20 protein-coding genes are annotated in these 16,734 nt (G+C 55.4%); 15 read left to right on the top strand and 5 right to left on the bottom strand.

Annotated features, from left to right (window positions below; all coding sequences use genetic code 11):
* Nucleotides 1-12: 12 nt before the first annotated feature.
* The 12 genes from H2Z33_RS15600 to hisP all read left to right on the top strand — a co-directional run bounded on the left by H2Z33_RS15600 (nt 13) and on the right by hisP (nt 11,025).
* On the top strand, nt 13-672 hold the full coding sequence (locus H2Z33_RS15600; RefSeq protein ID WP_003861406.1) for a DedA family protein: 660 nt from the start codon (nt 13-15) through the stop codon (nt 670-672).
* 154 nt (nt 673-826) lie between these two features.
* A complete protein-coding gene (gene accD, locus H2Z33_RS15605; protein ID WP_014884667.1) occupies nt 827-1,732 on the top strand; it encodes an acetyl-CoA carboxylase, carboxyltransferase subunit beta in 906 nt (301 codons plus the stop codon).
* A 70-nt stretch (nt 1,733-1,802) separates the two neighbouring features.
* Entirely contained in the window at nt 1,803-3,071 is a 1,269-nt protein-coding gene (gene folC, locus H2Z33_RS15610) for a bifunctional tetrahydrofolate synthase/dihydrofolate synthase (protein WP_063134542.1), read from the top strand.
* Nucleotides 3,061-3,756, top strand: a complete 696-nt coding sequence (gene dedD / locus H2Z33_RS15615) for a cell division protein DedD (protein WP_063134541.1) — start codon at nt 3,061-3,063, stop codon at nt 3,754-3,756. The genes folC and dedD overlap by 11 nt, the downstream gene beginning before the upstream one ends.
* A gap of 220 nt (nt 3,757-3,976) precedes the next feature.
* On the top strand, nt 3,977-4,465 hold the full coding sequence (cvpA, locus tag H2Z33_RS15620) for a colicin V production protein (protein WP_000262116.1): 489 nt from the start codon (nt 3,977-3,979) through the stop codon (nt 4,463-4,465).
* Nucleotides 4,466-4,498: 33 nt separating this feature from the next.
* Nucleotides 4,499-6,016, top strand: a complete 1,518-nt coding sequence (gene purF, locus H2Z33_RS15625; protein WP_006811407.1) for an amidophosphoribosyltransferase — start codon at nt 4,499-4,501, stop codon at nt 6,014-6,016.
* A gap of 89 nt (nt 6,017-6,105) precedes the next feature.
* Nucleotides 6,106-6,675 carry a UbiX family flavin prenyltransferase gene (locus H2Z33_RS15630; RefSeq protein WP_063134540.1) on the top strand — a complete coding sequence of 190 codons (570 nt, stop codon included), beginning with the start codon at nt 6,106-6,108 and terminating at the stop codon, nt 6,673-6,675.
* Nucleotides 6,676-6,965: 290 nt separating this feature from the next.
* On the top strand, nt 6,966-7,748 hold the full coding sequence (gene argT, locus H2Z33_RS15635; protein WP_015572255.1) for a lysine/arginine/ornithine ABC transporter substrate-binding protein ArgT: 783 nt from the start codon (nt 6,966-6,968) through the stop codon (nt 7,746-7,748).
* Nucleotides 7,749-7,974: 226 nt separating this feature from the next.
* Nucleotides 7,975-8,757, top strand: a complete 783-nt coding sequence (gene hisJ / locus H2Z33_RS15640; protein WP_023295090.1) for a histidine ABC transporter substrate-binding protein HisJ — start codon at nt 7,975-7,977, stop codon at nt 8,755-8,757.
* Between the two features lie 88 nt (nt 8,758-8,845).
* The gene (locus H2Z33_RS15645; protein ID WP_015572256.1) at nt 8,846-9,532 is read left to right on the top strand and encodes a histidine ABC transporter permease HisQ; all 687 of its coding nucleotides are present in this window, start codon (nt 8,846-8,848) and stop codon (nt 9,530-9,532) included.
* A complete protein-coding gene (locus H2Z33_RS15650; protein ID WP_003861424.1) occupies nt 9,529-10,242 on the top strand; it encodes an ABC transporter permease in 714 nt (237 codons plus the stop codon). Before H2Z33_RS15645 ends, H2Z33_RS15650 begins: the two co-directional genes overlap by 4 nt.
* Before the next feature lie 9 nt (nt 10,243-10,251).
* A complete protein-coding gene (gene hisP, locus H2Z33_RS15655) occupies nt 10,252-11,025 on the top strand; it encodes a histidine ABC transporter ATP-binding protein HisP (protein ID WP_003861426.1) in 774 nt (257 codons plus the stop codon).
* 140 nt (nt 11,026-11,165) lie between these two features.
* On the opposite strand, the gene H2Z33_RS15660 is transcribed toward hisP, so the two are convergent.
* The 4 genes from H2Z33_RS15660 to yfcG form a co-directional block, all read right to left on the bottom strand.
* Nucleotides 11,166-11,666, bottom strand: coding sequence for a GNAT family N-acetyltransferase (locus H2Z33_RS15660; RefSeq protein WP_045343827.1), 501 nt, complete (start codon nt 11,664-11,666; stop codon nt 11,166-11,168).
* Between the two features lie 44 nt (nt 11,667-11,710).
* Nucleotides 11,711-12,604, bottom strand: a complete 894-nt coding sequence (locus H2Z33_RS15665; protein ID WP_032648963.1) for a TIGR01777 family oxidoreductase — start codon at nt 12,602-12,604, stop codon at nt 11,711-11,713.
* A gap of 13 nt (nt 12,605-12,617) precedes the next feature.
* A complete protein-coding gene (folX, locus tag H2Z33_RS15670; protein ID WP_003861432.1) occupies nt 12,618-12,986 on the bottom strand; it encodes a dihydroneopterin triphosphate 2'-epimerase in 369 nt (122 codons plus the stop codon).
* Between the two features lie 75 nt (nt 12,987-13,061).
* Nucleotides 13,062-13,691 carry a GSH-dependent disulfide bond oxidoreductase gene (gene yfcG, locus H2Z33_RS15675; protein WP_003861434.1) on the bottom strand — a complete coding sequence of 210 codons (630 nt, stop codon included), beginning with the start codon at nt 13,689-13,691 and terminating at the stop codon, nt 13,062-13,064.
* A 140-nt stretch (nt 13,692-13,831) separates the two neighbouring features.
* On the opposite strand from yfcG, the gene yfcF reads away from it, so the two are divergent.
* From yfcF to yfcD, 3 genes are read left to right on the top strand one after another with little or no spacing between them, the layout of a single operon-like run.
* Entirely contained in the window at nt 13,832-14,476 is a 645-nt protein-coding gene (gene yfcF / locus H2Z33_RS15680; RefSeq protein WP_017692996.1) for a glutathione transferase, read from the top strand.
* A 56-nt stretch (nt 14,477-14,532) separates the two neighbouring features.
* Nucleotides 14,533-15,084 carry a phosphodiesterase gene (gene yfcE, locus H2Z33_RS15685; RefSeq protein ID WP_045341048.1) on the top strand — a complete coding sequence of 184 codons (552 nt, stop codon included), beginning with the start codon at nt 14,533-14,535 and terminating at the stop codon, nt 15,082-15,084.
* Nucleotides 15,085-15,139: 55 nt separating this feature from the next.
* Nucleotides 15,140-15,706 (top strand): NUDIX hydrolase YfcD, encoded by a 567-nt coding sequence (gene yfcD / locus H2Z33_RS15690; RefSeq protein WP_006811396.1) that lies wholly within the window; start codon nt 15,140-15,142, stop codon nt 15,704-15,706.
* A gap of 3 nt (nt 15,707-15,709) precedes the next feature.
* Here yfcD and H2Z33_RS15695 read toward each other — a convergent pair whose 3' ends face one another.
* Entirely contained in the window at nt 15,710-16,729 is a 1,020-nt protein-coding gene (locus H2Z33_RS15695; protein ID WP_017383439.1) for a LacI family DNA-binding transcriptional regulator, read from the bottom strand.
* Nucleotides 16,730-16,734: the final 5 nt, after the last annotated feature.

Below are 16,734 nucleotides of genomic sequence, written 5' to 3' on the forward strand. Positions count from 1 at the left end.
GGCTTAGACAATATGGACGTAATACGTTTTCTGATTGATTTCATCCTGCATATTGATGTTCACCTGGCGGAGCTGGTCGCGCAGTACGGCGTCTGGGTGTACGCCATTCTGTTCCTCATTCTGTTCTGTGAAACCGGCCTTGTGGTTACGCCGTTCCTGCCGGGAGATTCACTGCTGTTCGTGGCGGGCGCGTTATCCGCACTGCCAACGAATGACCTGAATGTCCATCTGATGGTGGTCCTGATGATCATCGCCGCGATTGTTGGTGATGCGGTCAACTACACCATCGGGCGGGTGTTTGGCGAGCGGTTGTTCAGTAATCCGGACTCGAAGATTTTCCGCCGCAGTTATTTAGATAAGACCCATGCGTTCTATGAGCGCCATGGCGGTAAGACCATTATCCTTGCCCGTTTTGTGCCTATTGTGCGTACATTTGCACCGTTTGTGGCGGGAATGGGTCACATGTCCTATCGTCATTTTGCCATGTACAACGTGGTGGGCGCGCTGCTGTGGGTGCTGCTGTTCACCTATGCAGGCTACCTGTTTGGCGATCTGCCGGTGGTTCAGGAAAACCTTAAGTTACTGATTGTAGCGATTATTGTGCTTTCCGTACTGCCTGGCGTAATCGAAATTATCCGTCACAAACGCGCGGCGGCAAAGCAAGCGAAGTAAATGCACGCTGGCGGTTCGACCACTTTTTTATCCAAAGTTTCGGGCTGTTATGTTTTAATGTGCAACATTCATGGTCTGTTGGAGGCAAAAATGGCATTATTCGCCTCTTACAGCAAAACTGGCATACGACCAGGTTCAGGCAGAAAGGTTATCAATGAGCTGGATTGAACGAATTAAAAGCAACATTACCCCAACGCGTAAAGCAAGCATTCCTGAAGGGGTATGGACGAAGTGTGATAGCTGCGGCCAGGTTCTGTATCGCGCAGAGCTGGAACGCAATCTTGAGGTGTGTCCGAAGTGTGACCACCATATGCGTATGTCGGCGCGCAACCGCCTGCATAGCCTGCTGGACGAAGGTTCTCTGGTAGAACTGGGCAGCGAACTGGAGCCAAAAGATGTGCTTAAGTTCCGCGACTCCAAAAAATACAAAGATCGTCTGGCCTCTGCACAGAAAGAGACCGGCGAGAAAGACGCGCTGATCGTCATGAAAGGCACCCTGCACGAGATGCCGGTGGTTGCCGCCGCGTTTGAGTTCTCCTTTATGGGCGGCTCAATGGGCTCTGTGGTTGGCGCGCGCTTCGTGCGTGCCGTTGAGCAGGCGCTGGAAGACAACTGCCCGCTGATCTGCTTCTCCGCCTCCGGTGGCGCACGTATGCAGGAAGCGCTGATGTCCCTGATGCAGATGGCGAAAACCTCTGCGGCGCTGGCGAAAATGCAGGAGCGCGGTCTGCCGTACATCTCGGTACTGACCGATCCAACCATGGGCGGCGTTTCTGCAAGCTTCGCGATGCTGGGCGACCTGAACATCGCTGAGCCAAAAGCGCTGATCGGCTTTGCGGGTCCTCGCGTTATCGAGCAGACCGTACGTGAGAAACTGCCGCCGGGCTTCCAGCGCAGTGAGTTCCTCATTGAGAAGGGCGCCATCGACATGATCGTCCGCCGTCCGGAAATGCGCCTGAAACTGGCAAGCGTCCTGGCGAAGCTGATGAATCTGCCGGCGCCGAACCCGGACGAGCCGCGCGAAGGCGTGGTGGTACCGGATCAGGAACCCGAGGCCTGATAACTGAAAAGGGCAGGGCCGAATGGCGCTGCCCTTTTGCTTTCTAAACCGTTAATGACAACCGGGCATCATGGAAAATAAAAGCATTCCTCAAGCCACGTCGCCCCTGGCCGCGTGGCTTTCTTATCTGGAAAACCTGCACAGTAAAACTATCGACATGGGCCTTGAGCGCGTAAGCCAGGTTGCCGCGCGTCTTGACGTGTTGAAACCCGCGCCTTTCGTATTTACCGTGGCCGGCACTAACGGTAAAGGCACCACCTGCCGCACGCTGGAATCTGTCCTGATGGCGGCGGGGTACAAGGTTGGCGTTTACAGCTCGCCGCATCTGGTGCGCTATACCGAGCGCGTGCGCGTGCAAAACACCGAGCTGGCGGAATCCGCCCATACGGCGTCGTTTGCCGCTATCGAAGCTGCGCGCGGCGAAACCTCATTAACCTATTTCGAATACGGCACCCTGTCGGCGCTGTGGCTGTTTAAGCAGGCGCAGCTGGACGTGGTGATCCTGGAAGTGGGGTTGGGCGGGCGTCTGGATGCCACCAATATGGTGGATGCGGATGTCGCCGTCGTCACCAGCATCGCGCTGGATCACACCGACTGGCTGGGCCCGGACCGCGAGAGCATTGGCCGTGAGAAGGCCGGTATTTTCCGGGCCAATAAGCCTGCCGTGGTAGGCGAACCGGACATGCCGCACACCATTGCTGAGGTAGCGAAAGAGAAGGGCGCTCGTCTGCTGCGTCGCGGCGTGGACTGGCAGTATGAGGTGCAGGACAAAGGCTGGCGCTTCAGCGATGCGCAGGGCGTGCTGGAGAATCTGCCGCTGCCGCAGGTGCCACAGCCTAACGCGGCGACTGCGCTGGCAGCCCTGCGCGCCAGCGGATTAGCGGTAAGCGAGCAGGCGATCCGCGATGGCATTCAGAACGCACTGTTACCGGGACGTTTTCAGATTGTGAGTGAGTCGCCGCGTCTGATTCTGGATGTTGCACATAATCCGCATGCGGCGGCGTACCTCGCAGGACGTCTCAAATCGTTACCAAAAACCGGGCGCGTGCTGGCGGTTATCGGTATGCTTCATGATAAAGATATCGGCGGCACGCTGGCCTGCATGGAGAGTGTGGTCGATAGCTGGTATTGTGCTCCTCTGGAAGGGTCGCGCGGCGCGACTGCTGAGCAGTTGATGGAACATCTCGGCAAAGGCGAAATCTACAGCAGTGTGGTTTCGGCCTGGCGTGCCGCGATGGCGGAGGCTAAACCAGAAGATACCGTGCTGGTGTGTGGGTCATTCCACACGGTGGCACATGTCATGGAAGTGATGGACGCGGGGAGAACCGGTGGCGAGTAAGTTTCAGAACCGTTTAACAGGAACCATTGTGCTGGTCGCGCTCGGGGTGATTATTCTCCCGGGACTGCTCGACGGGCAAAAAAAGCATTACCAGGATGAATTTGCGGCCATTCCGCTGGTACCCAAACCGGGCGATCGCGACGAGCCCGATATGCTGCCAGCGGCAACGCAGGCGCTGCCTGCCCAGCCGCCAGAAGGTGCAGCGGAAGAGGTGCGCGCAGGTGATGCAGCCGCGCCGTCTCTTGATCCGTCGCGTCTGGCCGCGAATAACAACGTTGAAATCGATCCTGTACCGGTAGAGCAACCCAAACCGGTTGAAAAACCGAAGCCGGTAGAGAAAACGCAGCCTAAACCGCAGCGTGACAAAGCCGACGAGCAGCTGGCTGCGGCAACGGAAACGCCGCCACCGGCCAAACAGACCCAGCAGGAGGCCGCCCCTACGGGTAAAGCCTATGTCGTTCAGCTCGGTGCGTTGAAAAATGCAGATAAGGTCAATGAGATCGTGAGTAAACTGCGCGGCGCGGGATACCGTGTTTATACTTCACCCACCACGCCGGTACAGGGTAAAATTACCCGTATCCTCGTCGGGCCGGATGCGTCTAAAGATAAGCTCAAAGGTTCGCTTGGCGAGCTGAAGCAAATCTCCGGCCTGAGCGGTGTGGTGATGAACTACAACGCAAACTGATAGAAATTACCCCCTCACCCTAACCCTCTCCCTTGAGGGAGAGGGCCGGGGTGAGGGGGAGGCAGACGTTCACAGAAACGTCAAAGGTGCGGTGGCGTTGAGCATTTTTTCAGCGCCTTTTTTATTTACGCGTGGGAAGGAAATCCCTACGCAAACGTTTTCTTTTTCTGTTAGAATTCGCCCCGAACTGGATGACAGGGCGTTTAATCGTGGGACACATATGGTCTGGATTGATTACGCCATCATTGCGGTGATTGGTTTTTCCTGTCTGGTTAGCCTGATCCGTGGCTTTGTTCGTGAAGCGTTATCGCTGGTAACCTGGGGTTGTGCTTTCTTTGTTGCCAGTCATTACTACACTTACCTGTCTGTCTGGTTCACGGGCTTTGAAGATGAACTGGTCCGAAACGGAATCGCCATCGCGGTGCTGTTTATCGCGACGCTGATTGTCGGCGCTATCGTCAATTACGTGATAGGTCAGCTGGTCGAGAAAACCGGTCTGTCAGGAACGGACAGGGTACTCGGCATCTGTTTCGGCGCGTTGCGAGGCGTGCTCATTGTGGCCGCGATCCTGTTCTTCCTGGATACCTTTACCGGGTTCTCCAAAAGTGAAGACTGGCAAAAATCGCAGCTCATTCCGGAGTTCAGCTTCATCATCAGATGGTTCTTTGACTATCTGCAAAGCTCGTCGAGTTTCTTGCCCAGGGCATAAACCCTGAGATGTGGCTTAACGAGGAAAAGACGAATGTGCGGTATTGTCGGTATCGCCGGTTTCATGCCGGTAAACCAGTCGATTTATGACGCGTTAACGGTGCTTCAGCACCGTGGGCAGGATGCTGCGGGTATCATCACCATTGATGCAAACAACTGCTTCCGTTTACGCAAGGCGAATGGCCTGGTAAACGATGTGTTTGAAGCCCGCCATATGCAGCGTCTGCAAGGTAATATGGGGATCGGTCACGTTCGTTATCCTACTGCTGGCAGTTCCAGCGCCTCTGAGGCTCAGCCTTTTTACGTTAACTCCCCGTATGGCATCACGCTTGCCCACAATGGCAATCTGACCAACGCCCACGAGCTGCGTAAAAAGCTGTTCGAAGAGAAACGTCGCCACATTAACACCACCTCTGATTCTGAAATCCTGCTCAATATCTTTGCCAGCGAACTGGATAACTTCCGCCATTATCCGCTGGAAGCAGACAACATTTTTGCCGCCGTTGCCGCGACTAACCGCCTGATCCGTGGCGCGTATGCTTGCGTGGCGATGATCATCGGTCACGGCATGGTGGCCTTCCGCGATCCAAACGGCATTCGCCCGCTGGTGCTCGGCAAACGTGACCTCGGCGATGGCCGTTCCGAGTACATGGTTGCCTCCGAAAGCGTGGCGCTGGACACTCTGGGCTTCGAATTCCTGCGTGATGTCGCGCCAGGCGAAGCGGTCTACATCACTGAGAAGGGTCAGCTGTTTACCCGTCAGTGCGCCGACAACCCGGTGAGCAACCCGTGCCTGTTCGAATACGTTTACTTCGCGCGTCCGGACTCGTTCATCGACAAGATTTCCGTTTACAGCGCGCGCGTCAACATGGGGACGAAGCTGGGCGAGAAGATTGCCCGCGAGTGGGACGATCTCGACATTGATGTCGTGATCCCAATCCCTGAAACCTCCTGTGATATCGCGCTGGAAATTGCCCGTATTCTGGACAAGCCGTACCGTCAGGGCTTCGTGAAAAACCGCTACGTGGGCCGCACTTTTATCATGCCGGGCCAGCAGCTGCGTCGTAAGTCCGTACGTCGTAAGCTGAACGCTAACCGTGCCGAGTTCCGCGACAAGAACGTGCTGCTGGTGGACGACTCCATTGTGCGCGGCACGACGTCTGAGCAGATCATCGAGATGGCGCGTGAGGCCGGGGCGAAGAAAGTGTATCTCGCCTCCGCAGCGCCGGAAATTCGCTTCCCGAACGTGTATGGCATTGATATGCCAACCGCTAACGAGCTGATTGCTCACGGTCGTGAAGTAGACGAAATTCGGCAGATCATCGGTGCCGACGGCCTGATTTTCCAGGATCTGAACGATCTGATCGACGCGGTGCGCGCCGAGAACCCGGATATTCAGCAGTTCGAATGCTCGGTATTCAATGGGATCTACGTAACGAAAGACGTTGACCAGCAGTATCTCGACTATCTGGATTCGCTGCGTAACGACGATGCGAAAGCCGTCCAGCTGCAAAACGATCTCGAAAGCTTAGAGATGCACAACGAAGGTTGATGCGAATGCAGGTGAGGGCGCTCGCCCTCACTTGCAACTCCCCGTAAAATCCTGCACAGTCTGCCCTGAAATCAGCAAGGGCGAAAATCATGAAACGACTCATTGTAGGGATCAGCGGTGCCAGCGGCGCGATTTATGGCGTCCGGCTTTTACAGGTGCTGCGTGACGTTGCAGGCATAGAAACCCATCTGGTGATGAGCCAGGCGGCGCGTCAGACCCTCTCTCTTGAAACCGATCTCTCCCTGCGCGACGTTCAGGCGCTGGCTGACGTTGTCCACGATGCCCGCGATATCGCCGCCAGCATCTCTTCGGGCTCGTTTAAAACGGCCGGCATGGTTATTTTGCCCTGTTCGATTAAAACCCTTTCCGGCATTGTAAACAGCTATACCGACACGCTGGTGACGCGTGCAGCGGATGTGGTGCTGAAAGAGCGTCGTCCTCTGGTGCTTTGCGTGCGGGAAACGCCGCTGCACCTGGGACATCTGCGTTTAATGACGCAGGCAGCCGAACTGGGGGCCGTGATTATGCCGCCGGTCCCCGCGTTCTATCATCGTCCGCAAACGCTGGACGATGTCATCAACCAGACCGTTAACCGCGTACTGGATCAGTTCGATATCGACCTGCCGGAAGATCTCTTTACCCGCTGGCAGGGGGCGTGAAGCTGTGCACAAACAAGGTGCATGAAAAGACAATTTGCCCTGTTTCAGGGCAAAACTGCAACCGCGATCATATCCTCGACATTTAATTCGCTTTTTCCCTTTTTCTCTTTCCGGTTCGTTCGGCAGACCTGCTATCTTTCACCATTAAGGCAGTATCGCAACGTTTTATTAACATATTTAACGTCGAAGTTTTAACCCGACGACAATGTGGCATAAGACCTGCAAGAACAGCCTGCAACACAACACACAACATAAACCATAATAAAATCACGGTTCTTGAGGGTAAATGTATGAAGAAGACGGTTCTGGCTCTGTCTTTGCTCGTGGGCTTGAGTGCAGCAGCAAGTAGCTATGCAGCGCTTCCACAGACAGTTCGTATCGGTACAGACGCAACCTACGCGCCATTCTCCTCCAAGGATGCGAAAGGCGACTTCGTGGGGTTTGATATCGATCTGGGAAATGAGATGTGCAAACGCATGGAAGTGAAATGCACATGGGTGGGCAGTGACTTTGACGCGCTGATCCCGTCGCTGAAAGCCAAGAAAATTGATGCCATTATCTCTTCTCTCTCCATCACGGAAAAACGTCAGCAGGAGATCGCTTTCTCTGAGAAGCTCTACGCTGCCGACTCACGTCTGATTGCCGCGAAAGGCTCGCCAATCCAGCCGACCATCGACTCGCTGAAAGGCAAACATGTTGGCGTGCTTCAGGGCTCGACCCAGGAAGGTTACGCCAATGCTAACTGGCGCGAGAAGGGCGTCGATGTTGTGGCTTACCAGAACCAGGATCTAATCTACTCTGACCTGGCGGCAGGCCGTCTGGATGCCGCGTTTCAGGATGAAGTCGCCGCGAGCGAAGGCTTCCTGAAACAGCCTGCGGGTAAAGAGTACGCCTTTGCTGGCCCGTCGGTAAAAGACAAAAAATACTTTGGCGACGGTACCGGTATTGGCCTGCGTAAGGATGATACCGAGCTGAAAGCCGCCTTCGACAAAGCGTTTAATGAGCTACGTAAAGACGGTACCTACGACAAACTGGCGAAGAAATACTTCGATTTCAACGTCTACGGTGATTAATGCCTGAATAAGATGCACTGAAGTGGTGCATCTTAACGGGGTTATGTTCCAGTATGGTGCAACACATGCACCATACTGGATCGCTGTGTGCATAGTTAAGCATTTAAAATGCAAAAATTCCCGTTCAAAGGCATTAATCTTTGCCTGAATGAGGGGATTAATGGCACATTAACAACACCCCGTCGTCGTAAAAATCTCGTATTAAGACAGTTTGTTGAGGACAGATATGAAAAAACTGGTGTTGTCACTTTCTCTGGTACTGGCTTTTTCCAGCGCCACCGCGGCATTCGCAGCAATTCCGCAGAAAATTCGTATTGGAACTGACCCAACCTATGCACCTTTCGAATCGAAGAATGCGAAGGGAGAACTGGTCGGTTTTGACATCGATCTGGCTAACGAGCTGTGCAAACGCATTAAAGTGCAATGTACCTACGTTGAAAACCCGCTGGATGCGCTGATCCCGTCCCTGAAAGCGAAGAAAATTGACGTGATCATGTCCTCCCTGTCCATCACAGAAAAACGTCAGCAGGAGATTGCCTTCACGGACAAACTCTATGCGGCGGACTCACGTCTGGTGGTGGCGAAATCCTCTGACATTCAGCCAACCCTTGAATCTCTGAAAGGCAAACGCGTGGGCGTGTTGCAGGGTACGACGCAGGAAACCTACGGCAACGAGCACTGGGCGCCAAAGGGGATTGAAATTGTCTCTTACCAGGGCCAGGAAAACATCTACGCAGACCTCACGGCAGGCCGTATTGACGCGGCATTCCAGGATGAAGTGGCGGCAAGCGAAGGCTTCCTGAAACAGCCTGTGGGTAAAGATTACAAGTTCGGCGGTCCGTCCATTAAGGACGAAAAACTCTTTGGCGTCGGTACCGGTATGGGCCTGCGTAAAGAAGACAACGAACTGCGTGAAGCCCTGAACAAAGCGTTCGCCGAGATGCGCGCGGACGGCACCTATGACAAGCTGGCTAAAAAGTACTTCGATTTTAACGTTTACGGCGGCTAATCGCCCCGTCTGATAACGTGCGGCCCCTCCCGTTGCGGGAGGGGAAAAGACACGGTTCCACCACTCACGAGACGACAGGGCACGCGGTATGCTGTACGGATTTTCTGGCGTTATTTTACAGGGCGCGCTTGTCACCCTTGAGCTGGCTATCAGCTCCGTGGTGCTGGCGGTGCTGATAGGCCTGGCGGGCGCGGGGGCAAAATTATCCGCCAACAGACCGCTGGCGCTGATATTTGAAGGCTATACCACGCTGATTCGCGGCGTGCCTGACCTGGTGCTGATGCTGCTGATCTTTTACGGCCTGCAAATCGCACTTAACGGCGTGACGGATGCCATCGGCATGGAGCAGATCGATATCGACCCGATGGTGGCCGGTATTATTACCCTTGGTTTTATCTACGGTGCCTATTTCACTGAGACTTTCCGCGGCGCTTACATGGCCGTGCCGAAAGGGCATATTGAAGCGGCAACCGCCTACGGTTTTACCTCCTCACAAACGTTTCGCCGGATCATGTTCCCGGCCATGATGCGCTACGCGCTGCCGGGCATCGGTAACAACTGGCAGGTTATTCTCAAGGCTACGGCGCTGGTCTCCCTGCTGGGTCTGGAAGATGTGGTGAAGGCCACGCAGCTGGCGGGTAAAAGCACCTGGGAACCGTTCTATTTTGCGGTGGTCTGCGGCGTAATTTATCTGGTCTTTACGACCGTCTCCAATGGTGTGCTGCTTCTGCTCGAACGTCGCTACTCCGTGGGTGTGAAGAGGGCTGACCTGTGATTGAGATTATTCAGGAGTACTGGAAATCCCTGCTGTGGACGGATGGCTACCGCTTTACTGGCGTGGCGATCACGCTGTGGCTGCTGATCTCCTCGGTGGTAATGGGCGGCATTCTGGCGGTGTTTCTTGCCATTGGCCGCGTGTCGAACAATAAATTTATCCAGTTCCCTATCTGGCTATTCACCTACGTGTTTCGCGGTACGCCGCTGTACGTGCAGCTGCTGGTGTTCTATTCCGGGATGTACACGCTGGAGATCGTGAAAGGCACCGAGATGCTGAACGCGTTCTTCCGCAGCGGTCTGAACTGTACGGTGTTGGCGCTGACCCTCAATACCTGCGCCTATACCACCGAGATCTTCGCCGGGGCCATCCGTTCTGTGCCGCACGGTGAGATCGAGGCGGCGCGCGCGTACGGCTTCTCGTCCGTGAAGCTCTACCGCTGTATTATTCTGCCTTCGGCGCTGCGTATTGCGCTGCCGGCCTACAGCAACGAAGTGATTTTAATGCTGCATTCGACGGCACTGGCGTTTACCGCCACGGTACCGGATCTGTTAAAGATTGCCCGCGATATTAACTCTGCCACCTACCAGCCGTTTACGGCGTTTGGCATTGCGGCAGTGCTCTATTTGATCATTTCTTACGTCCTGATCAGTCTGTTCCGTAAGGCTGAAAAACGCTGGTTGCAGCATATAAAACCGTCGACGCACTGAGAATTTATGATGGCTGAGAACAAATTAAACGTAATTGATTTGCACAAGCGCTACGGCGAACATGAAGTGCTGAAAGGGGTGTCGCTGGAGGCTAACGCGGGCGACGTGATCAGTATTATCGGCTCATCAGGTTCGGGTAAAAGTACCTTCCTGCGCTGCATCAACTTCCTCGAAAAGCCGAGCGAAGGATCGATTGTGGTGAGCGGACAGAACATTAATATGGTCCGTGATAAAGACGGCCAGCTTAAAGTGGCGGATAAAAACCAGCTGCGCCTGCTGCGCACACGCCTGACGATGGTGTTCCAGCACTTCAACCTCTGGAGCCACATGACGGTGCTGGAGAACGTGATGGAAGCGCCGGTTCAGGTGCTCGGCTTAAGCAAGCAGGAAGCCCGCGAGCGTGCGGTCAAATACCTGGCGAAAGTGGGTATCGACGAGCGGCAGCAGATCAAATATCCGGTGCACCTGTCAGGAGGGCAGCAGCAGCGTGTTTCCATCGCCCGTGCGCTGGCGATGGAGCCGGAAGTGTTGCTGTTTGACGAACCGACTTCCGCGCTGGATCCTGAACTCGTTGGCGAAGTGCTGCGCATCATGCAAAAGCTGGCGGAAGAGGGCAAAACGATGGTGGTGGTGACGCACGAGATGGGCTTCGCCCGTAACGTTTCTAACCACGTTATCTTCCTGCATCAGGGGAAAATTGAAGAGCAGGGTCATCCGGATGAGGTGCTGGCGAACCCGCAAAGCCCGCGGTTGCAGCAGTTCCTGAAAGGCTCGTTGAAGTAGGTTTGGCCTTTCTCCCTCTCCCTGTGGGAGAGGGCCGGGGTGAGGGCATCAGGCCGCAGAGCCGCCCAATTGCCCGGTGGCGCTTCGCTTACCGGGCCTACAAAACCCGTAGGCCGGGCAAACGCAGTGCCGCCCGGCATTCAACACTCCAGCCGATACACCCAGTCGTCATACCGTACGCCGTTAATCTCGTACGCCTTCTCCAGCACCTGCGTGCGCACAAAACCCGCTTTCTCAAGGACCCGCACCGACCCAACGTTATCTGCCAGCACGTACGCGTTTATCGCCTTCACGCCCGTCTGGTTAAATGCATACTCGCACACCGCGTGCAGCGCCTCGCTGGCAATGCCTTTTCCCTGCGCGGCAGGCACAACCGTGTAGCCAATATCCGCCTCTTCACGGTTCGCCGCACTGATTTGCAGGCCGATATCCCCGAGCGGCGTAACGTCGTTATGCAGACGGATCACAAAGACATGCTCCGCCATCAGGCGCGCGGCAAATACCCGGCGCGTCTCTTTTTCCGGCGTGATAGCGGCCATATAGCGCATGATGGCGGGGTCTTCACGCAGAGAGCGGAAGAACGCCCAGTCAGAAGGTTCGAAAGGGGTGAGGTGAAGCCGGGTTGTGGTAATGGTTGCCATAGTTAAGCCATCTCATCCAGACATGGCGTATAACTCTAACATATTCACTGCACCACATCCCCCAGCGCCTCTTCCAGGTCATACCAGCGGAACGTGAACCCGGCCGCTTCCAGCCGTTTTGGCAGCGCGCGTTGCCCGCCCAGCACCAGCACCGAAGACTCACCCATCAACAGACGAATCGCCGTTGCAGGCACGCGCAGCACCGCCGGGCGATGCAGGGCATGCCCCAGGGCGTGAGCAAATTGTTCATTACGTACGGGGTAAGGGGATACCATGTTAAATGGCCCGCGCAGATCGTTATCCAGCAGCCAGAGAATGCCGTTGACCATATCCTCGATATGGATCCACGCCAGATACTGACGACCATTGCCGATGGGCCCGCCAAGCCCCATTTTAAACGGCGGCAGCATTTTACCGAGAATACCACCCTTCGGCGCAAGTACCACGCCGGTGCGCAGCAGGCAGACGCGGGTACGATCGCTTTGCGCCGCGCAGGCGATGCGCTCCCACTGGGCGCAGAGTTTATGGGTAAACTCGTTGTGCGGCGGCTCCTCTTCGGTCACCACCACTTCACCGAGATCGCCATAGTAGCCTGTAGCAGAGCCGGAAATCAGCACCGAAGGCGGCGTCTCGCTGTTGCGAATCAGCTCAACCAGCCTTTCGGTCATGTTCCAGCGGCTGCTGCATAAACGCTGTTTTTGCTCTTCGGTCCAGCGTTTATCGGCGATAGGTTCGCCAGCAAGGTTGATGACGGCGTCAAAGCCGTTCAGATCCTGCCTTTCCGCCAGGCCTTTCCAGATCTCAACGCCGACGCCCAGCACCTGGCGCGCTTTCTCCGGGCTGCGCGTGACCACGGTAATGTCGTGATGCAACGCCTGCAAACGTGGAATGAGATGGCGACCAATCAGGCCCGTACCGCCGGTGAGCAGGATCTTCATACAACCTCCAGGTTTACGCCTGGCGCTGCCAGCTTAACGTCATGGAGACGGAGTCGGCGTAGCGCAGGGCGTGAAGTTTATCGATCTCCACTTCAGCATAAGTGACCCAGTGGTGTTCGCGTGCGATGTCGAGCACATCCTGAGTTAATTTTTCCAGTAGCGCAAAACGGTTGTTCTCAACGTACTGGATGATGCTTTTGGTGATCGTGCGATAGTTCAGCGCGTCATTGATGTCCTCGCTGGCACGCGCCTTGTCTGCCGGGTAGTGGATCACTACATTCACCACGATATCCTGGCGATTCGCGATCTCCTCCTCTTTGATACCAATGAACGTGCGTAAGCGTAAGTTTTTTATACGAATAATAGCGTCATGCTGGGACATTGCAGGTCTTCTCCGTGTCAGTATTTTCACCTCATCATACATGAGGAAAACAGCTGCACCCAACGGGGCGCAGGCTCAAATCTGATGGATTTTTTGCATGGCGCGTTCGGTGGCCGGGCGCGTCCGGATGCGCTCAAACCAGTTGTTCACTGCCGGATAAGTGGCCAGATCGATCCGGTGGCGTTCATGGGTGTTAATCCACGGCCAGCAGGCGATATCTGCAATGCTGTAATGCTCACCTCCCAGCCACGGTGATTTTTCCAGCCGACGGTTCAGGACCCCGTACAGGCGCTGGGTTTCGACCTGATATCGCTCAATGGCGTAAGGGATCGTCTGCGGCGCATAGGCGGTAAAGTGGTGATTCTGCCCCAGCATTGGCCCCAGGCCGCTCGACTGCCAGAATAACCATTGCAGCGTGTGATGACGCTCGCGCAACTCACCGCTCAGGAGCTTGCCGGTTTTCTCTGCCAGATAGAGCAAAATCTCTCCAGACTCAAACAGGCTTAACGGTTTGCCGCCGTCAGAAGGCAGGTTATCAATGATGGCCGGAATTTTATTGTTGGGCGATATGGCCAGAAAAACGGGGCGGAACTGGTCGCCTTTACTGATATCCACGCGAATGATCCGGTAGTCCACTTCGGCTTCTTCGAGAAAGAGGGTGATCTTATGGCCATTAGGGGTGGGGGCATAATAGAGATCTATCATTCTCAACTCCTGTCAGTGCGAATAGTGTTGCCATAAAAAATCAGTATAGGTGCTTGTTGTAAATCGTGAGTTTTCATCAAGTGACAGCGAGGCAAAGAGATTATATGTTGAGTGAAAACCGATCAGCCGATGAGGATGTTATGAGCCAGCCTGTAATAACGTTGTGGTCCGATGCGAACTTTTTTTCTCCTTATGTCATGAGCGTTTATGTGGCGCTGGCAGAAAAGGGGCTTACTTTTAGTCTGAAAACCGTCGACCTGGACAGCGGCGAACATCTGAAGCCCCAGTGGCAGGGCTACGCGCTCACTCGCCGAGTCCCTGTGCTGGAGATCGACGGTTTTGAGTTGAGTGAATCCTCGGCGATTGACGAGTATCTTGAGGACCGCTTTGCCCCGCCAGAGTGGGAACGCATCTATCCTCACGATCTGCAAAAGCGCGCCCGCGCCCGCCAGATCCAGGCATGGCTGCGTAGCGACCTGGTGCCGATTCGCACAGAACGCTCTACGGATGTGGTGTTCGCTGGCGTCAAAAAGCCCGCCCTCAGCGAGGAAGGCTTATCCAGCGCCCGGAAGCTGATCGAAACTGCCTCATCGCTGCTGGCGCAGGGTAACCCCAACCTGTTTGGCGAGTGGTGTATTGCCGACACCGATCTGGCGCTGATGCTCAATCGCTTGATCCTCAATGGCGATGACGTCCCACAGCTGCTGGTGGATTACGCCACATTCCAGTGGCAACGCGCGTCGGTACAGCGCTATCTGGCACTCTCTGCTAAGCGCGCGGGCTGATAAGACGGGGCGCTTGAGGTATGATAGGAGCAGTCTGAATTCCTGAGGAGTAACTGATGAAACTGATGTTTGCGTCGGATATTCATGGATCGCTGCCCGCGACCGAACGCGTGCTTTCTCTGTTCGCCGAAAGCGGAGCGCAATGGCTGGTGATCCTGGGCGACGTGTTAAACCACGGCCCACGCAATGCGTTGCCGGAAGGCTACGCTCCCGCGCAGGTGGCGGAAAAACTTAATCATTTTGCCTCGCGCATTATCGCCGTTCGCGGCAACTGTGACAGCGAAGTTGACCAGATGCTGCTGAATTTTCCCATCACCGCTCCCTGGCAACAGGTGTTGATGGAAAACAGCCGTTTGTTCCTGACCCACGGGCACCTGTTCGGCCCGGATAACCTGCCGTCACTCGCCGCTGGCGATGTCCTGGTTTATGGTCATACTCATATTCCGGTGGCGGAAAAACGCGGGGCGTTTTATCACTTTAATCCCGGGTCTGTCAGCATTCCTAAAGGCGGCAATCCGGCAAGCTACGGCATGTATGAAGACGGGACATTAAGCGTTATCGCACTTAATGATCAGCAAGTTATTGCGCAGATAGCGATTAATCCGTAAGTTACACCACAACTGCAAACGCGCCGAAAGAGCGCTTAGACGAGAAGGTTTCCCGATGGTGGAGCAGAATCATTTGGCAAGTACTGAGTGGGTTGACATTGTCAGCGAAGAGAATGAAGTGATCGCGCAGGCCAGCCGCGAACAAATGCGTGCGGAGCGTCTGCGTCACCGCGCGACGTACATCGTTGTTCATGACGGCATGGGCAAGATTCTGGTCCAGCGTCGCACCGATACCAAAGATTTTCTTCCTGGTATGCTGGATGCCACAGCGGGTGGCGTTGTGCAGGCCGATGAAGTATTGCTGGATTCCGCGCGTCGTGAAGCGGAAGAAGAGTTAGGTATCGCTGGCGTGCCGTTTGCCGAGCACGGGCAGTTTTATTTCGAAGATGAGCATTGTCGCGTCTGGGGCGGGCTGTTCAGCTGCGTTTCCCACGGGCCTTTCGCCTTGCAGGAAGAGGAAGTGAGCGAAGTGTGCTGGATGACGCCGGAAGAGATCACCGCGCGTTGCGACGAGTTCACGCCGGATTCCCTTAAAGCATTGGCGCTGTGGATGACCCGCAACGCCAAAAACGAATCCGCTAAACCGGAAAATAAGGCGGAAAAAGAGGAAGAGGCTGAGTAAGCCTTAACAGCTTTCCCGCAGACACAGGCTGGACGCGATGGGTTTATGATCGCGCCAGTCTCCGTCATTCAGACGTTCCAGTAACGCTTTCCCGGCTTCAATCCCAATCTTGCGATGCGGTACTGCCATCGTTGTCAGCGGCGGCTGGCAGACGCGGCTGACGTCGCTGTCGCCAAAGCCCACGACCGCTAAATCGTCCGGCACTTTGATGCGCCGACGCTGGCACTCATACAGCGCGCCGCAGGCCAGTTCATCTGATACGCACACCAGCGCATCCAATTCCGGCCACGCCAGCAGGAACTCTGGCAGTTGTGCCGCACCGGTGGAGAAGTTCGGCGGCATGGCGGCATTAATCACTCTGTTCGGCGACAGGTGGTGGCGCAGCATCGCCTTGTACCAGCCCTGCAAATGCTGCTGAAAAATCCACTGCTCCTGGTTAGCGCACAGCAGGCCGATATTCTGGTAGCCACGCTGAATCACCATCTCGGTAAGTTCATACATGGCGGCGACGTTATCAATCCCGATATTCATATCAATCGGATCGGCACGCATTGCACCCATTTCCATCACCGGGATAGAGGCGTTTTTCAGCCAGTGGCGTACGGTATCGGAGTGCTCGACGCTGAGCAGTATCGCCGCGGCGATATTCGAGGCCAGCAGCGTTTCGAGCAGTTTCTCTTCCTGTTCAAGACGATGCTGAGATTCCGCCAGCATGATCTGGTATCCGGCTGGCTGGAGCACCTGCTGTAGCCCGGCGAACATCTCGGAACAGCCAGCTTCGGAAAGGTTGGGAACTACCATCGCGATCGTCCATGACGACGCCGATGCCAGTGCGCTGGCGGCAAGATTGGGCATATAACCCAGCTCCTGCACCGCGGCTTCAATTTTTTCACGCAGTTTATCGGAAACCTGTTCGGGCGTGCGGAGGGCACGGGAAACAGTCATCGTGCCTACGCCGGCAAGCTGTGCGACATCCGCGAGCGTTACTTTTCCGGTACTGCGCCGTTTTCGGGTTAAAGACATACATC

This window comes from Enterobacter sp. YSU, from assembly GCF_016082135.1.
GTDB lineage: Bacteria > Pseudomonadota > Gammaproteobacteria > Enterobacterales > Enterobacteriaceae > Enterobacter > Enterobacter hormaechei_C.

What these genes read in the sequence shown, in the direction of transcription:
- H2Z33_RS15600 (WP_003861406.1), top strand. Translation starts at nt 13, where the DNA reads ATGGACGTAATACGTTTTCTGATTGATTTCATCCTGCATATTGATGTT.
- accD (WP_014884667.1), top strand. Translation starts at nt 827, where the DNA reads ATGAGCTGGATTGAACGAATTAAAAGCAACATTACCCCAACGCGTAAA.
- folC (WP_063134542.1), top strand. Translation starts at nt 1,803, where the DNA reads ATGGAAAATAAAAGCATTCCTCAAGCCACGTCGCCCCTGGCCGCGTGG.
- cvpA (WP_000262116.1), top strand. Translation starts at nt 3,977, where the DNA reads ATGGTCTGGATTGATTACGCCATCATTGCGGTGATTGGTTTTTCCTGT.
- purF (WP_006811407.1), top strand. Translation starts at nt 4,499, where the DNA reads ATGTGCGGTATTGTCGGTATCGCCGGTTTCATGCCGGTAAACCAGTCG.
- H2Z33_RS15630 (WP_063134540.1), top strand. Translation starts at nt 6,106, where the DNA reads ATGAAACGACTCATTGTAGGGATCAGCGGTGCCAGCGGCGCGATTTAT.
- argT (WP_015572255.1), top strand. Translation starts at nt 6,966, where the DNA reads ATGAAGAAGACGGTTCTGGCTCTGTCTTTGCTCGTGGGCTTGAGTGCA.
- hisJ (WP_023295090.1), top strand. Translation starts at nt 7,975, where the DNA reads ATGAAAAAACTGGTGTTGTCACTTTCTCTGGTACTGGCTTTTTCCAGC.
- H2Z33_RS15645 (WP_015572256.1), top strand. Translation starts at nt 8,846, where the DNA reads ATGCTGTACGGATTTTCTGGCGTTATTTTACAGGGCGCGCTTGTCACC.
- hisP (WP_003861426.1), top strand. Translation starts at nt 10,252, where the DNA reads ATGGCTGAGAACAAATTAAACGTAATTGATTTGCACAAGCGCTACGGC.
- H2Z33_RS15660 (WP_045343827.1), bottom strand. Translation starts at nt 11,666, where the DNA reads ATGGCAACCATTACCACAACCCGGCTTCACCTCACCCCTTTCGAACCT.
- H2Z33_RS15665 (WP_032648963.1), bottom strand. Translation starts at nt 12,604, where the DNA reads ATGAAGATCCTGCTCACCGGCGGTACGGGCCTGATTGGTCGCCATCTC.
- folX (WP_003861432.1), bottom strand. Translation starts at nt 12,986, where the DNA reads ATGTCCCAGCATGACGCTATTATTCGTATAAAAAACTTACGCTTACGC.
- yfcG (WP_003861434.1), bottom strand. Translation starts at nt 13,691, where the DNA reads ATGATAGATCTCTATTATGCCCCCACCCCTAATGGCCATAAGATCACC.
- yfcF (WP_017692996.1), top strand. Translation starts at nt 13,832, where the DNA reads ATGAGCCAGCCTGTAATAACGTTGTGGTCCGATGCGAACTTTTTTTCT.
- yfcE (WP_045341048.1), top strand. Translation starts at nt 14,533, where the DNA reads ATGAAACTGATGTTTGCGTCGGATATTCATGGATCGCTGCCCGCGACC.
- yfcD (WP_006811396.1), top strand. Translation starts at nt 15,140, where the DNA reads ATGGTGGAGCAGAATCATTTGGCAAGTACTGAGTGGGTTGACATTGTC.
- H2Z33_RS15695 (WP_017383439.1), bottom strand. Translation starts at nt 16,729, where the DNA reads ATGTCTTTAACCCGAAAACGGCGCAGTACCGGAAAAGTAACGCTCGCG.